The 15,986-nt window shown below is 70.7% G+C and carries 14 protein-coding genes; 10 read left to right on the top strand and 4 right to left on the bottom strand.

What is annotated here, in order from left to right; all coding sequences use genetic code 11:
* Nucleotides 1-227: 227 nt before the first annotated feature.
* Nucleotides 228-1,373: a glycerophosphodiester phosphodiesterase gene (locus tag H0X95_RS13855; protein WP_080322725.1), complete on the top strand. Its 1,146-nt coding sequence runs from the start codon at nt 228-230 to the stop codon at nt 1,371-1,373.
* Nucleotides 1,374-1,443: 70 nt separating this feature from the next.
* Here the strand turns inward: H0X95_RS13855 and H0X95_RS13850 are convergent, their stop codons facing one another.
* The gene (locus tag H0X95_RS13850; RefSeq protein ID WP_080322724.1) at nt 1,444-3,069 is read right to left on the bottom strand and encodes a rhodanese-related sulfurtransferase; all 1,626 of its coding nucleotides are present in this window, start codon (nt 3,067-3,069) and stop codon (nt 1,444-1,446) included.
* Nucleotides 3,070-3,174: 105 nt separating this feature from the next.
* On the bottom strand, nt 3,175-3,741 hold the full coding sequence (locus H0X95_RS13845; protein WP_125331928.1) for a cysteine dioxygenase: 567 nt from the start codon (nt 3,739-3,741) through the stop codon (nt 3,175-3,177).
* 17 nt (nt 3,742-3,758) lie between these two features.
* Between H0X95_RS13845 and H0X95_RS13840 the strand changes: the two genes are divergently transcribed.
* Nucleotides 3,759-4,733 carry a LysR family transcriptional regulator gene (locus tag H0X95_RS13840; RefSeq protein WP_179148648.1) on the top strand — a complete coding sequence of 325 codons (975 nt, stop codon included), beginning with the start codon at nt 3,759-3,761 and terminating at the stop codon, nt 4,731-4,733.
* 61 nt (nt 4,734-4,794) lie between these two features.
* Here the strand turns inward: H0X95_RS13840 and H0X95_RS13835 are convergent, their stop codons facing one another.
* Complete coding sequence (locus tag H0X95_RS13835) at nt 4,795-6,159, bottom strand: acyl-CoA dehydrogenase family protein (RefSeq protein ID WP_196446083.1); 1,365 nt, start codon at nt 6,157-6,159, stop codon at nt 4,795-4,797.
* A gap of 226 nt (nt 6,160-6,385) precedes the next feature.
* On the opposite strand from H0X95_RS13835, the gene H0X95_RS13830 reads away from it, so the two are divergent.
* From H0X95_RS13830 to H0X95_RS13795, 8 genes are all read left to right on the top strand, one after another.
* On the top strand, nt 6,386-7,471 hold the full coding sequence (locus H0X95_RS13830) for an LLM class flavin-dependent oxidoreductase (protein ID WP_034202405.1): 1,086 nt from the start codon (nt 6,386-6,388) through the stop codon (nt 7,469-7,471).
* A 23-nt stretch (nt 7,472-7,494) separates the two neighbouring features.
* On the top strand, nt 7,495-8,334 hold the full coding sequence (locus H0X95_RS13825) for a class II aldolase/adducin family protein (protein ID WP_006482666.1): 840 nt from the start codon (nt 7,495-7,497) through the stop codon (nt 8,332-8,334).
* 31 nt (nt 8,335-8,365) lie between these two features.
* Nucleotides 8,366-9,400, top strand: coding sequence for an ABC transporter substrate-binding protein (locus H0X95_RS13820; protein WP_006494956.1), 1,035 nt, complete (start codon nt 8,366-8,368; stop codon nt 9,398-9,400).
* A 4-nt stretch (nt 9,401-9,404) separates the two neighbouring features.
* Nucleotides 9,405-10,502, top strand: coding sequence for an ABC transporter permease (locus H0X95_RS13815; RefSeq protein ID WP_080322722.1), 1,098 nt, complete (start codon nt 9,405-9,407; stop codon nt 10,500-10,502).
* Nucleotides 10,496-11,317 (top strand): ABC transporter ATP-binding protein, encoded by an 822-nt coding sequence (locus H0X95_RS13810; protein WP_006488658.1) that lies wholly within the window; start codon nt 10,496-10,498, stop codon nt 11,315-11,317. Before H0X95_RS13815 ends, H0X95_RS13810 begins: the two co-directional genes overlap by 7 nt.
* 50 nt (nt 11,318-11,367) lie before the next feature.
* The gene (locus H0X95_RS13805) at nt 11,368-12,549 is read left to right on the top strand and encodes a c-type cytochrome (RefSeq protein WP_196446082.1); all 1,182 of its coding nucleotides are present in this window, start codon (nt 11,368-11,370) and stop codon (nt 12,547-12,549) included.
* A gap of 33 nt (nt 12,550-12,582) precedes the next feature.
* Entirely contained in the window at nt 12,583-13,536 is a 954-nt protein-coding gene (locus H0X95_RS13800; RefSeq protein WP_196446081.1) for an ABC transporter substrate-binding protein, read from the top strand.
* A gap of 95 nt (nt 13,537-13,631) precedes the next feature.
* Nucleotides 13,632-14,498: an MOSC domain-containing protein gene (locus tag H0X95_RS13795; protein ID WP_060265929.1), complete on the top strand. Its 867-nt coding sequence runs from the start codon at nt 13,632-13,634 to the stop codon at nt 14,496-14,498.
* 24 nt (nt 14,499-14,522) lie between these two features.
* On the opposite strand, the gene H0X95_RS13790 is transcribed toward H0X95_RS13795, so the two are convergent.
* Nucleotides 14,523-15,944, bottom strand: coding sequence for a sensor histidine kinase (locus H0X95_RS13790; RefSeq protein WP_034203352.1), 1,422 nt, complete (start codon nt 15,942-15,944; stop codon nt 14,523-14,525).
* Nucleotides 15,945-15,986 lie beyond the last annotated feature (42 nt).

Here is a 15,986-nt window from a genome sequence, read left to right as displayed (position 1 = left end):
CGGCGCGCGGGCAGCCCGAGGCGGCCGGAATGCGGGGCGGGCAAGCCCCGGATCAACCGCCTGGCGCGTGCCTCGCCGCCGAAAAACGAACGGAAAGGTCGAAGTAATACATATGTAATCATTCGGTGCGACGATCGCGCACCGTTCGATTCCGCGTAGCCCGGCGCCCTGCCCGGCCACCGGCGCGAGCGCCCTCTTTTCCGACTCCGTTTCGAAGGTTCATCGACATGCTCCTCAAGCGCCCGACCTCCCTGCGCTACCTCCCGTTCGCCTGCGCCGCCACGTTCCTGCTCGCCGCGTGCGGCGGCGACGACGATCTGACGCGCGATCCCACGCAGCCGATTTCCGCGAAGGTCCAGGTGGTCGGCCATCGCGGCGCGAGCGCGCTGCGCCCCGAACACACGCTGGCGTCGTACCGCAAGGCGATCGAGGACGGCGCGGACGTGATCGAGCCCGACCTCGTGTCGACCCGCGACGGCGTGCTGGTCGCGCGCCACGAGAACGAGATCTCGGGCACGACGAACGTGTCGACGCTGCCGCAGTTCGCGAGCCGCAAGGCGACCAAGACGATCGACGGCGCGCAGTTGACCGGCTGGTTCACCGAGGATTTCACGCTCGCCGAGCTGAAGACGCTGCGGGCGCGCGAGCGGATTCCGCAGGTGCGCCCCGCCAACACCGCGTACAACGACCAGTTCGAGATTCCGACGTTCGACGAGATCGTCGCGCTCGCGAAGCAGATGTCCGCGCAGACCGGCCGCACGATCCACCTGTATCCGGAGACCAAGCATCCGACCTACTTCCAGTCGATCGGCCTGCCGCTCGAGGACCGCCTCGTCGACGCGCTGCTGAAGGATGCGTACACGTCGCGCACGGCGACCGTCTACATCCAGTCGTTCGAAGTCGCGAACCTGAAGGCGATCCGCAACCGGATCAAGTCGAGCCAGCCGAACTGGAAGCTCGTGCAGCTGATGGACGAAGCGCAGCAGCGCCCGTACGACTTCGTGAAGGCGAACGACACGCGCACCTACGGCGACCTGTCGACGCGCGACGGCATGCGCGAGATCGCGACCTACGCGAACGGCGTCGGGCCGTACAAGACGTCGATCATCGCGGTCGCCGCGGACGGCACGCTGCAGCAGCCGACGCCGTACGTGCGCTATGCGCACGAGGCCGGCCTCGTCGTGCATCCGTACACGTTCCGTCCGGAGAACAACTTCCTGCCCGCGTCGCTGAAGGACGGCGGCACGCCGGCCACGCGCAACACGGCCGGCTCGGTGCGCGAGATCCAGGCGTACCTGCGCGCCGGCATCGACGGCTTCTTCACCGACGATCCGGCCGTCGGCCGCACGGCCGTCGATACGTTCACGCGCTGATACGAAGCGCCGATCCGCATCGTGACCGGGCGCGGCGCACGACGCGCCGCAGCCGGTCGCCCCGCGTCGGTCAGATCACGTTGAAGTGGTGCGTGCCGTCCCGCTTCAACTGGTCGACGAGCCCGTATTCCCAGTCGAGATACGCCTGCATCGCGGCGGCCGCGTTGTCGGTGCCTTCGTACGGGCGCCGGTAGCGGTCGACGCGCGGCGACGCGAGACGGGTCTCGCCGCTCTCCAGCGGCAGCCCGGCGTCGATCCACGCGGCCGTGCCGCCGGTCAGCACCCGGATGTCGGCCGACTCCGGCAGCAGCGCGCGCGCATCGTCCGCCGCGAACCGTGCCAGCAGGCTCGATCCGCACGTGAACACGTAGCGCTTCGCGGGCGGAATCGCGGCCAGCGCGTCGCGCAGTTGGGCGCGCACCGCGAACCACGCGCCCGGAATATGACGCTTCACGTAGTTCGCGCTGGCCGTCACGTCGACGATCGCGAGCTCGCCCGGCGCGGCCTCCTTCAGCCAGCCGGCGAGCGTCGCGGGCGACACGTCGGTCGCGGGCGGCGTTGCCGGCACGTCGCGCGGCGGCTGGCCGCGCTCGGCGAATGCCGCGGTGCCGGCCGGCTCGACGACGCGCACGTCCCAGCCCATCTGCGCGAGCCACGACGCGGTCATGTCCGCGCGCACGCCGTCGTCGTCGGCCAGCACGATCCGCGCGCCGCGCACGGCCGCATGATGGTCGGTCTCCTGCACGAGCTGCCCGCCCGGCGTGCTCAGGAAGCCCGGCAGATGGCCGGCTTCGTATTCCTCCGGCGTACGCACGTCGAAGCGATACAGCGTGCGGCCCGGTTCGTCGAGCGCCGCGACGTCGGCCAGCGCGATACGCGGCACGCCGGCGCGCTCGGCCACTGCGCGGGCGGCCCGACGCGCATCGGCGCGCTGCGCCGCGTCGATCTCGTCCGGAAAGCGGCGCGCCGCGCCGCGCTCGAGCGTCTGGCCGGCCAGCGTCCAGCCGATCGTGCCGTTGCGCAGCGCGGCGACCGGATTCGGCAGCCCCGCGTTGACGAGCGACTGCGTGCCGATGATGCTGCGCGTGCGGCCCGCGCAGTTGACGATCACCTGCGTGTGCGGATTCGGCGCGAGCGCCCGCACGCGCAGCACGAGTTCCGCGCCCGGCACGCTGGTCGACGTCGGGATGTTCATCGTCTGGTATTCGTCGAAGCGGCGCGCATCGACGATCACCACATCGGCTTTCGCGTCGAGCAGCGCCTGCACCTCCTGCGCGGACAGCGACGGCGTATGGCGCTCGGCCTCGACCCATTCGCCGAACGACTTGCTCGGCACGTTCACGTCGATGAACAGTTCGCCGCCCGCCGCGACCCAGCCCGCGAGGCCGCCGTCGAGCAGCCGCACGTCGGTGTAGCCCAGCCGCACGAGCGTGGCGGCCGCGCGCGGTGCGAGATCCTCGCCGCCCGCTTCGCCGAACACGACGATCGGCGTGTCGCGGCGCGGAATCCGGGTCCACGCGTCGAGTTCGAGCTTCGACAACGGAAAGTTGGCGGCCCACAACGGATGGCCCTGCGCGTACGGATCTTCCTCGCGTACGTCGATCAGCGCGATCTCGTCACGGGCCAGCAGGCGCGCGCGTACGTCCTGGTACGACGCGACGGGAAAGCGGGAAATGGAATCGGCGGATTGCGTCACGATGTCTCTATGTTGAATACGTTGAAGTCGGTGAATGAAGCGGAACGGCTCGATCTTCGCCCTGCCGGCGCGCACCCGCAACGGGCCACGCCGGCGGGCTGTACGTCAGGCATTCGAATAGCCCGACACGAACGGCTTCACGGTCCCGTCGTCCAGGTACACCGCGCGCTCGACCTTGCCGATGTTCGCGCCGTACACGTGGATGCTGATCGATACCTGGTCGGCGAACGCGTTGGTCACGCGATGCACGTCGCCGATGCGCGGCGACACGGCCTCGACCTCGCCCGGCTGCAGCCGCACGGCGTCGCCCGCGGGCACCGGCTTGCCGGCCGCGTCGAACCGGTACGGCTGCGAGAACTCGCCGCCACGCAGCATCCCGATCAGCCCCCACACCGTGTGGTCGTGGATCGGCGTCGCCTGGCCGGGCCCCCACACGAAGCTGACGATCGAGAAGCGCTCGTCCGGGTCGAGATGCAGCAGGTACTGCCGGTAGCGCTCGGGATCGGGCTGCGCGAACGCGTCGGGCAACCAGTCGTCGTGTTCGACGAGCGCGGCGAGCAGCGCGCCGCCCTCGTCGAGAATGCGCGCCTCGTTCGCGCCGGACGCGAGCAGCGCATCCAGACCCTCGACGAACGGACGCAGCGGCATCTGTTGCAACGAAAGCGTACTCATCGGCTGTCTCCTCGAATATGATGCCGAATATGATGGATCGTCATGATGCACCCGAAAGACCATGCAGAACAAACATGAAAATTAGCGATATCGACGCTTTTGCAGCGGTCGTCCGCTGCCAGACCCTGAGCCAGGCCGCAGCCGAGCTCGGGATGACGCAGCCCGCGATCACGCGGCGCGTCCAGAATCTCGAGGAAGCGCTCGGCGTGACGCTGCTCGACCGCAACACGAAACCGCCACGCCCGACCGACATCGGCCGGCAGGTATTCGACCAGTGTCGCGCGATCCTGCGCGAGGTCGATGCGCTGCGCGAACTGACGGCCGGCGGGCAACCGCCCGCCGGCGAATTCCGCATCGGGCTCACGCAAGGGCTCGGCGAGCTGATGCTGCCGGCGCTCATCGCGGATCTCGGCGCGCAGTGGCCCGCGCTCGCGACGCAGGTCACGACCGCATGGGGCGGCCAGCTCGTCGAACGCATCGCCCGCCGCGAACTCGAGGCGGCGCTGGTCTTCCTCGCGCGCGAGATGGTGCTGCCGGCGCAGGTCGAAGGCGTTCGGTTGCTGGCCACACGGCTCGTCGCGGTCGGCCGCAAGGGCGACTGGCCGCGCCGCAGCTACCGGCTCGCCGATTGCCACGCGCGCGGCTGGGTGCTCAATCCGGACGGCTGCGGCTTTCGTGCGGGCCTGCGGCGCGCGCTCGACGCGCAGGGCCTGCCGATGCCGGTCACGCTCGATGCGTACGGCCGCGACCTGCAACTGCAGAGCGTCGCGAACGGCTTCGGCCTCGGGCTGATGCCGTTGCCGCTCGTCGAAGGCAGCCCGCTGCGCGACGCGCTCGACATCGTGCCGCTCGCCGATTTCAAGCCGCAGATCGACCTGTGGCTGCTGCGCCGGCACGATGCGGCCCGCTTCGACGCGCCGCTCGCGGCCGTCGCCGCGCATGCGCGGACCGCGTTCGCGGTCGCCGAGCAGACGCACGACCAGGCTGCGTGACCACACCGGGCGGCGTCGGCAACGCGCCGCCCGAATGACCTGCGGGGCCACGCGACCCCGTTCACGCATCGCGTCGGCCGCGTTCGATCCCGTCGCGTGACGTTCCGCCCGCCGCCGCGTTCGTTGCGCCGGGCGTCGCCGCGTCGAGCGCCGCGCGCCCCGCCGCCACCGCGATCGCATCGTCCTGCGGCGTATGCACGCGGCTGCACAGCACGTCGCGATAGTGGCGTTCGAGCGGATTGCCGCGGCTCAGCCCGTGATTGCCCGACAGCTTCAGCGCCTGTTCGACCGTGCGGATCGCCTGCTCGGTCACGGTCCGCTTGACGAGACCGCTGGTCGTCGCCGATGGCGCGTTGCCCGCATCGGTGCGCGCGATGTGATCGTCGAGCAGCACGCGATTCGCGTGCAGCCAGCCTTCGATTTCGCCGACCGCTTCCTGCACGCGCGGCAGCGTCGCGAGCGGTGCGCCGAGCCCGCTCGGCGCACGTGTCGTCGCGAACTCGACCAGCCAGTCGCGCGACGCACGCGCCACCGCGTCGTACAGGCTGCCGAGCAGCGCGACCATCCACGCCTGCTGATCGGCCTGCGCGTCGGCATCCGCGTGCGTGGCAGCCGACACGACCCATGCGTCCGGCGCACGCACGTCGACCGCATGATCGGCCGGCAGCGGCACGTCGTCGAACACGACTTCATGGCTGCCCGACGCGCGCAGGCCGAGGTGATTCCAGCTTTCGATCACGCGAATGCGATCGCCGTCGGTGTCAGGGTCGCGCGGCACGAGAAACACGCCGACGCGCGGCGTCGGCTCGTCGGTGCGCGCCCACACGGCCAGCCAGCGCAGCGCCGGAATGCCGGTGCTGTACAGCTTGTGGCCCGAGAGCCGCCAGCCGTCGCCGTCGCGGCGCGCGATGGTCGCCGGCAGCCCGCCGCGCGACGGCGAACCGAGCGCCGGCTCCACGCGCAGCGCATTGATCAGCGCACCGTGCGCGACCGCGCTGTCGAACACCGCGCGCCGCACCTGCGCCGGCCAGCGGTTGTCGGCGCGGCCGAGCGCGCGATGCTGCAGGTACGTCATCGTCAGCACCAGCGCGGTGGCGGGATCGGCCCGCGCGACGGCGGCGACGATCCGGCTCGCCTGCGCCAGCGTCGCCCCGGCGCCGCCGTGCTCGCGCGGCACGACCTGCGCGATCAGCCCGGCACGATGCAGCCGCGCGAAGTTCTCGTGCGGAAAACGGCCGTCGACGTCGTTGCGGGCCGCATCGGCGGCGAGTTCGGGGGCGAGGTGTTCGAGCCGCGCGGCGAGGCGCGCGTCGTTCGTCCCGTCGGCGTCTGCGTCCGCAACGTCGGCGGTGCCGGCGGCATCGGCAGGCAGAAGGCGCAGCGCAGGTTGCGGTGGCGGCGAGGAAGCGGCAAGGCTGGCGGACATCGAAACGGATTCCCTGGGTAGTTCGGACACGGCGACGAGAACGGCGCCAACGCGCGCCCGATCATTCGCGAGCCCATAGCGTATGCGCAACGCATGCGGCCCCAAACCATGCAAATCTGATATTCAAATCGGGATTGATTATTTCCATTCCGCATGATCCCGGCGTTAACCTGCGCTCCATTCCTGCCCGGCCGTGCGCCGGGACGTCCCTGCACCGGAGACCCAGATGAGCGTCGAATTCATCGGCATGATCCAGAGCCAGAAGCAGTCGGAAATCCACCCGGCGTCCGGCCCCGTGGTCGATCCCGACTATGTGCGCGACTTTGCCCGCGCCCACGAAACGGCCGGCTTCGACCGGATCCTCGTGCCGCATCACTCGACCGGCCCGTCGGCGACGCTGACGATCGCGTTTGCGGCGGCCGCGACCGAGCGCATCCACTTCATGCTCGCGCATCGCCCGGGCTTCACCGCGCCGACGCTCGCCGCGCGGCAGATCGCGACGCTCGACCAGTTCAGCCGCGGCCGGCTCGCCGTGCACTTCATCTCCGGCGGCTCGGACAGCGAACAGCAGCGCGACGGCGATTTCCTCGATCACGACGCACGCTATGCGCGCACCGACGAATACCTGGGCATCCTGCGGCGGATCTGGACGGACACGCAGCCGTTCGATCACGACGGCGCGCACTACCGGTTCAAGCAGGGCTTTTCGGAAGTGAAGCCGTTCCAGCAGCCGCATGTGCCGATCTACTTCGGCGGCGCGTCGGAAGCCGCGCTCGCGGTGGCCGGCAAGCACGCGGACGTCTATGCGCTGTGGGGCGAATCGCTCGACCAGGTGCGCGACCTGACGACCCGCGTACGCGCCGAAGCCGCGAAGCACGGCCGCCAGGTGCGCTTCTCCGTGTCGTTCCGCCCGATCCTCGCGGCGACCGAGGACGAAGCGTGGGCGCGCGCGCACCGCATCCTCGACGAAACGCGCCGGCTGCGCGAAGCGGCGGGACTCGGCGCCGGCGGCCCGCAGCAGAGCGAAGGCGCGCGCCGCCTGCTCGCCGCGGCCGAGCGCGGCTCGCGCGTCGACAAGCGGCTGTGGACCGAGATCGCGAAGCTCACCGGCGCGCGCTCGAATTCGACGGCGCTCGTCGGCACGCCCGAACAGGTCGCCGACGCGCTGCTCGACTACTACGACCTCGGCGTGACGACCTTCCTGATCCGCGGTTTCGACCCGCTGGAAGACGCGATCGACTACGGCCGCGAACTGATTCCGCGCGTGCGCAACGCCGTCGCCGAACGCGACGCGGCACGCCGCGCCGCCTGAGCCCAACGGAGCCCTACGCGATCATGTCCGCCGTCCTTTCGCCCCCCAACCGTACCGCATCGGGCCTCGTGCTCGCCGACACCCCGCGCCAGCACTTCTGGTTCGATCCGCCCGCGCCGCGCATCGACGTGGCCGCCGAGCGCCGCCACCGGCAGGAGCGGCTCGCAGCCGCGTTCCGGCTGTTCGCGCGCTTCGGCTTCGCGTCGGGCCTCGCCGGCCACATCACCGCGCGCGATCCGGAGCTGCCCGACCATTTCTGGGTGAACCCGCTCGGCGTGCATTTCTCGCAGATCAAGGTGTCCGACCTGCTGCTCGTCAACGCACGCGGCGAAACCGCGATCGGCCAGCGGCCGCTGAACAAGGCCGCGTTCGCGATCCATGCGGCGATCCACGAAGCCCATCCGCACGTGGTCGCCGCCGCGCACACGCATTCGACCTACGGCAAGGCCTGGTCGACGCTCGGTCGCCCGCTCGATCCGCTCACGCAGGACGCGTGCGTGTTCTACGAGGATCACGCGCTGTTCGACGATTTCACGGGGATGGTCGTCGACACCAGCGAAGGCGCGCGGATCGCCGAGGCGCTCGCGAAGCCGGACGGCACCACGCACAAGGGCGTGATCCTGAAGAACCACGGCATCCTGACGGCCGGCCCGACGGTCGAGGCCGCCGCGTGGTGGTACATCGCGCTCGACAACGCCGCGCACACGCAGTTGCTGGCCGAAGCGGCCGGCACGCCGCAGCCGATCGATCACGCGACCGCGCGCCATACGCACGGCCAGATCGGCGGCCCCGACGGCGCGCTGCATGCGTTCGACAGCCTGTTCGCGCGCGTCGTCGCCGACGAACCCGACCTGCTCGACTGAGCCGCCCTTGCGCTACCCCGGAGACCACACAATGACCCACACCACCGCACCCGCGCCCGCCGACGCGCACGACGACCAACGCCGCCGGCTGCTGCGCGCGGCCGGCGCCGCCGCGCTCGCCGTACCGGCGATCACGCTCGGCCGCAAGGCCTGGTCCGCGCCGCCGCTGAAGAAGCTGACGTTCGCGTGGAACCAGAACGCGTTCTGCCTGACGCCGATCGTCGTCGCGCAGGAGCGCGGCTTCTTCGAGAAGAACGGGCTGAAGGTCGAGCTGATCAACTACAGCGGCTCGACCGACCAGTTGCTCGAATCGATCGCGACCGGCAAGGCCGACGCGGCGGTCGGGATGATCCACCGCTGGCTCAAGCCGCTCGAAGCCGGCTTCGACGTGAAGATCATCGGCAGCTCGCACGGCGGCTGCGTGCGCCTGCTTGGCGCGAAGGCAGCCGGCGTCACGACGCTGCAGGCGCTGAAGGGCAAGACGGTCGGCGTCAGCGATCTGGCCGCGCCCGGCAAGCACTTCTTCTCGATCCTGCTCGCGAAGAACGGCATCGATCCGGAGCGCGACATCACGTGGCGACAGTATCCGGCCGATCTGCTCGGCGTCGCGGTCGACAAGGGCGAAATCCACGCGATCGCCGACGGCGACCCGAACCTCTATCTGCTCGAAAAACGCAGCAACGGCGCGTATACCGAACTCGCGACCAACCTGTCCGGCGAATACGCGCGCAAGGTGTGCTGCGTGATCGGCGCGCGCGGCGACCTCGTGCGCAACGACCGGCCGTCGGCCGCCGCGCTCGCGCGCTCGATCGTGCAGGCCACCGAGTACACGCACGACAACCCGAACGAAGCCGCGAAGGTGTTCGCGAAGTATTCGCCGAAGATCAGCCCCGAGGATCTGCGCAAGCTGTACGCAACGCTCACCTACACGCATCACCCGACCAACGTCGACCTGCAGCAGGAAATCGCGTTCTATGCGGACGATTTCCGCCGCATCAGCGTACTGAAGAAGAGCACGGACCCGCAGCGCTTCGCGCAGCAGGTCTATGCGAACGTACTGGGGTAACGCGATGTCGACGATCGAACACGCTTCCGCCGCACGCACCGCATCGGCTCCGGCCGGCGCCGCCGCCAACGCTACAGCTTCCGCGCGTCCGGCCTGCACGACGTGCGACGCCACGCTGGCCGCGCAAGCGCGGCGCGAGCGTATCTGGCCGATCGGGGTCGCCGCCGCAGTCGCGTGGGCCGCGCTCGGCGCGCTCACGCAACTGTGGCCGAACCGGATCGTCGGCTTCAGCGACTGGGCGTACACCGACACGTTCGGCACGGCCGCGTGGACGATCGCCGCGCTGCTGCTCGTCGCCGCGACGCTCGGCCATCTCGTTGCGGCGACCCGCACGCGGCTCGCACGCGTGCGTCCGGCCGGCCCGTGGCTCGTCGCGCTGCCGCTCGTGCTCGCCGCGTGGGAAATCGTCACCGCGAAAACCGGCTGGCTGCCGACGCCGTTCTTCGCGCCGCCGCAGGCGCTGATCGAAGTCTACGTCGACGACTGGCCGCGCCTCGCCGGCAGCGCCGCCAACACGCTGAAGCTGCTCGCGCTCGGCTTCGCGTACGGCGTCACGGTCGGCTTCGCAGTGGGCGTGTCGATCGGCTGGTCGCGCCGGATCGGCTACTGGGTGCATCCGGTGCTGCGCGTGCTCGGGCCGGTGCCGGCCACCGCGCTGCTGCCGCTCACGTTCTACTTCTTCCCGTCGAGCTATTCGGCCGCCGCGTTCCTGATCGCGCTGGCGACGGGCTTCCCGGTTGCCGTCCTGACGTGGTCGGGCGTCGCGAGCGTGAACAAGCAGTACTACGACGTCGCGCGCACGCTCGGCGCGAACGCGCGCTTCCTCGTGCTGCGCGTCGCGATTCCGGCCGCGCTCCCACACGTGTTCGTCGGCATTTTCATGGGGCTCAGCGCATCGTTCACGGTGCTGGTCGTCGCCGAGATGATGGGCGTCAAGTCGGGGCTCGGCTGGTATTTGAGCTGGGCGCAGGGCTGGGCGTCGTACGTGAACATGTATGCGGCGCTGATCGTGATGGCGCTGCTGTTTTCCGGGCTGATCGCGCTGCTGTTCGCGCTGCGCGACCGTGTGCTCGCGTGGCAGAAAGGAACCGTCAAATGGTAAGCGCCGCCGTACTCGAACCGTCCGCGGCCATTGCCGCGGCGCCCGCCGTCACGCCGCCGCGCGGCGCGCGCATCGACATCCGCCGCGTCAGCCACGCGTTCGACGGCCCCGGCGGCGCGCTGCCGGTGCTCGACGACGTGTCGCTGTCGGTCGCGGCCGGCGAATTCGTCGCACTGCTCGGCCCGAGCGGCTGCGGGAAATCGACGCTGCTGCGCCTCGTCGCGGGGCTCGACGCCGCGCGGCAAGGCACCATCGCGCAGGACGGCGTGCCGATCGAGCGCCCCGATCCGTCGCGCATCGTCGTGTTCCAGGACCCGACGCTGTACCCGTGGCGGCGCGTGCGCGCGAACGTCGCGCTCGGCCTCGAAGCGCGCGGGGTGGCGCGCACCGCGCAGCATCGCGTCGACGATGCGCTCGCGCGCGTCGGGCTGCAGGAGTTCGCGAACGTGTTTCCGCATCAGTTGTCCGGCGGGATGGCGCAGCGCGTCGCACTCGCCCGCGCGCTCGTCAACGATCCGCGCCTGCTGATCCTCGACGAGCCGCTCGGCAAGCTCGATTCGCTGACGCGGCTCACGATGCAGGCCGAGCTGACCGCGCTGTGGCAGCGCGACGGGTTCTCCGCGCTGCTCGTCACGCACGACGTGGAAGAAGCGCTGTTCCTCGCGCAGCGCGTGATCGTGTTCGGGCCGCGGCCGGCCCGGATCGTCGCCGAACTGCGCGTCGACCTGCCCTACCCGCGCCATCGCGGCGACCCGCGCCTCGCCGCCTTGCGCCACGACGCGCTGCGGCATCTCGGGCTCGATGCGAGCTGGTAGATGCCGGATGCCGTTCGACGTTTGATTGCCGTCCGGCGGAGACGCGCGCGATGAATGCGCCGCTGTTCGCCGACTGGGCCATCGCGTTCCTGCAACTGCTGTATCGCGCGCAAATCGCGCTGGCGCATGGGCTCCACGCGATCGGCCTGACCGGCGACGCCGATGGCCAGGCCGCGTGGCCGTGGGCGCATCGCATCGCGCTCGAAACGCTGCGCATCGACGCGGGGCTCACGCGGCAGCTCGCGCTCGCCTGCGGCGTGACGGCGCTGGCCGTCGTGCTCGCGTGCACCGCGCTCGCTTCGCGCAAGTGGCGTATCGCATCGGCCATCGCCGCACTGGCCGTCGCGTGGTTCGCGCCGTGGCCGCCCGCTTCGCTGTGGCTCGCGCCGGCCGTGCCGACGAGCTTCCAGCGCGATCCCGCGCCGTTTTCCGTAGCGAACGTGATGCGCGGCGCGCACCTGTATACGCAACATTGCGCGGCCTGCCACGGCGCGGACGGACGCGGTGAAGGGCCGCTCGCCGCCACGCTCGCGCACTGGCCGCCGACCTTCGCCGGCGCGCTGCTCGCGCGTCGCCTCGACGGCGAACTGTTCTGGCGCGTGCGCCACGGCACGCAGGACGAGCACGGCGCGTCGACGATGCCCGGCTTCGCGGCGACACTCGGCCCGCAGGACACCTGGGCCGTGCTCGACTACCTGAAAGCGCTGGCCGCCGGCAGCGGCGCGCAGGCGGAAGGCGCGTGGCTGGTGCCGGTCCCGCTGCCGGCCCTCGACGTGCGGTGCGGCGGCGCCGCGCCTCAAGCGCTCGAGCGCTGGCGCGAAGGCCAGCGCGTGCGCGTCGTCGCGCTCGAGCCGGGCGCCACGCCACCGCCGGAAGACGCGCGCTGGCAGACCTTGCTCGTCACCGAAAACGGGGGGTTGGTGCCGCCGTCGACCGGCTCGCGCGCGAACTGCGTCGCGACGACCGCCGATGCGTGGCGCGCGTTCGCGACGATTGCCGGCGTCGCACCCGAGGCACTCGCCGGCACGCAACTGCTCGCCGATCGACGCGGGTGGCTGCGGGCGCGGGCGTTGCCGGGCAGCGCCGGCTGGTCGGACGCCGACCTGCTGTGCCGCTCGGATGCGGTAGCCCGGCCGGCCGCGCGCGCCACCAGCGGCGACGCCCTGACCGCGCTGCTGCTGCGTGTCGACAACGAACCCGTGCGCGACGTACAGGCCGGGCTCCCGCATTGAACCCACGAATCCTTCCTTCAACCGAACTTCACGATGAATCCGACCCGACGCCACTTCCTCGCGCAGGCGAGCGCCCTTGCCACGATCGCCGCCGCCCCGACTGCGCTGCGCGCGCAATCCGGTACACGGCCGCTGCTGCGCGCCGGCGACCAGAAAGGCGGGCTGCGCGCGCTGCTCGAAGCGGCCGGCGAACTGAACGGCCTCGCGTACGACATCGCGTGGACCGAATTTCCGGCCGCCGCGCCGCTCGCGGAAGCGCTGAACGCGGCCGCGGTCGACTGCGGGCCGATCGGCGACGCGCCGGTGATCTTCGCGCTCGCATCGGGCGCCCGCATCAAGGTGATCGGCGCGAACCGTTCCGATCCGTACGGCACGGCCGTGCTCGTGCAACGCGACGCCGCGCTGAAAGGCGCGGCCGACCTGAAGGGCAAGCGCATCGGCACCACGCGCGGCTCGATCGGCCATTTCGTCACGCTGAAGGCGCTCGATGCGGCCGGCCTGCCGCCCGATGCCGTGTCGTTCCGCTTCCTGCCGCCGGCCGACACGATGCTGGCGCTCGCCACCGGTTCGATCGACGCGTGGGCGACCTGGGAGCCCTACACCGCGCTCGCCGAAACGAGCGGCCGTGCGCGCGTGCTGGTCAACGGCCGCGGACTGTGGTCGGGCCTCAGCTATCTCGCGGCGACCGACGCGGCGATCGCCGCGAAGCGCGACGTGCTGCACGATTTCCTGCGACGCGTCGTGCGCGCGCAGGCCTGGTCGTACCGGCACGCCGACGCGTATTCGGCGGCGCTCGCGCGCATCATCGGCATTCCGCCGGCCGCCGCGAAGCTGCAATTCGAGCGCCGCGGCACGCGCTGGCTGCCGATCGACGCGACGGTGATCGCCGAACAGCAGCGCACGGCCGACTTCTACCTGAAGGCCGGGCTGCTGCGCCAGCCGCTCGACGTGCGCACGACCTTCGACACCGGCTTCCCGCTCGGCTGACGGCTGCGTGGCGGTAGGCCGTACGCAGCCGCCCAAACGGCTTCGGCCCGATCTGGCACAATCGCGATTCGATCATCCCGCCGTCAGCCAGCGTCATGCCAGCCATCACCGAACTCTTCGTCTACCCGATCAAATCCTGCGCCGGCATCGCGCTCACGCGCGCGCAACTGCTTGAAACGGGCCTCGCCTACGACCGCCACTGGCTGATCACCGATCCGCACGGGCAGATGCTCACGCAGCGCACGCATCCGCGTCTCGCGCTGATCCGTCCGACACTCGACAACGATGCGCTCGTACTGAACGCACCGGGCATGCCGGCACTGCGCACGCCGCTCGACGGCGACGCGACGCCCGCCACGCCGAAGATGGCGGCGACCGTGTGGCGCGACACCGTCGACGCGATCGACACGGGCGCCGAAACGGCCGCGTGGCTCACCGAATTCCTCGGCGTGCCGACGAAGCTCGCGCGCTTCGGCCCCGATGCACGCCGCGGCTGCAATCGCAAATGGACCGGCGAGATCGATACGCATACGCAGTTCGCGGACGGCTATCCGCTTTTGGTGATCGGCCAGTCGTCGCTCGACGACCTGAACGCGCGGCTTGCCGCGAAAGGCGCGCCGGCGATCCCGATGAACCGCTTCCGGCCGAACATCGTCGTGTCGGATCTCGACGCGTACGAAGAGGATTTCGTCGAGCATCTCGACACGCAAGGCGACACGCCGGTGCGGCTGCGACTCGTGAAGCTGTGCACGCGCTGCCCGATGCCGACGATCGACCAGGCGACCGGCGCGCCCGATCCCGCATGGCCGCACGAGCCGACCGACACGATGCAGACCTATCGCGCGAACCCGAACTACGACGGTGCGCTGACGTTCGGCATCAATGCGATCGTCGTCGAAGGTGCGGGTGCGTGGCTCGAAGTCGGGCAGCCGGTCGAAGCGGAGATCGGCTTCGGCGATTGAGCCGGATAGCACTATCCGTTCCCTTCACGCGGCGCGCGGCATCGCATCACTCACCGCCGCCGGCAGCCGGATCGTCACGATCAGCCCGCCGCCGGCCGCATCGGCCAGCGTCACGCTGCCCTGATGCACACGCGCGATTTCCCGCACGATCGACAACCCGAGCCCCGTTCCTTCGACCGTCTGCGTCTTGCTGCCGCGATGGAAGCGCTCGAACACCGCGTCGCGTTCGTCGGCCGGAATGCCCGGCCCGTTGTCGATCACGTCGAGCCGCGCGTCCGCGCCGTCGCGCGAGACGCGCACCGTGATCACCGCACGGTCGCCCGCATAACGGATCGCGTTGTCGATCAGGTTGCCGACCATTTCACCGAGCAAGTCGGACTGCCCGAGCACGTCGACGTCGGCCTCGTGCTCGAAGCCGAGATCGATGTCGCGTGCGCGCGCGACGGGCGACCAGTCGAGCGTCACGCTGCGCGCGAGCCGGTGCAGCGCGACCGGCTTGTGCGCGACCGCATGGCCGCTGTCCGAATCGAGCCGCGACAGCGACAGCAATTGCTGGACGATCTTCGCGGCCTGCCGCACCGCGCCGTTCGCGCGCCGCAGGTGCACGTTCGCGCGCGGCTGCTCGTCGGGCCGCAACGCGAGCTCGACGCCCGCCTGCACGGCCGCGAGCGGCGTCTTCAACTGATGGGCCGCATCGGCGAAGAAACGCCGCCGCGCCACCTGCATCCGCTGCGTGCGGCCGATGTACTGGTTGATCGAATCGACGAGCGGCGCGAGCTCGCTCGGCATCGCGCCGGTGTCGAGCGGCGTCGTGTCGTCCTCGCTGCGCGCGGCGACGGTGGCCGACAGCCGGTTCAGCGGCCGCAGCCCGCGGCCGACGCCGAGCCACACGATCCCGAGCGCCAGCACGACGAGCAGCCCTTCCTGCAGCAGCGACCCGATCAGGATCTCGCGCGCGAGCGCCTGGCGCGCCTCGATCGTCTCGCCGACCATCACCCAGACGATGCGCGACTGCGCGGTCGGCACGTCGTGCACCGGAATGCGCAGCGCGGCCATCCGCAATTGCTCGCCGCGATACACGACGTCGTAGTAGCGCGTGACGAACGGCGCGCCGTCGCCCGCGTCGCGCCCCTGCGGCAGCGGCAGGTCCGGATAGCCGGTGATCGTGTGGCCGTTGTCCTCGCGGATCAAGTAGTAGATCTTGCCGCCGTCGCTCGATTCGAGCATTTCGAGCGCGAGATACGGCAGGTCGACCTCGACCTCGCCGTCGTTGAGCCGCACGCCTTCGCGGATCGACTTCAGCGACGACGACAGCGTGCGGTCGAACGCGACGTGCGCGGCGCTCATCGCACGCTGGTACGTGAGCCACGAGTCGAGCGCGAGCAGGCCGAGCAGCGGCAACAGCAGCCACAGCGCGACCTGCGCGCGCAGGTTCGGGCGGGTCATCATGCCTGCCGCCGCGCCGCCCCGAGGAACGCATGCGCTCCC

Source organism: Burkholderia sp. 9779_493 (assembly GCF_015712215.1).
In the GTDB taxonomy this organism is placed as follows: domain Bacteria; phylum Pseudomonadota; class Gammaproteobacteria; order Burkholderiales; family Burkholderiaceae; genus Burkholderia; species Burkholderia cenocepacia.
This window is presented reverse-complemented; position numbering and strand designations above follow the sequence as displayed.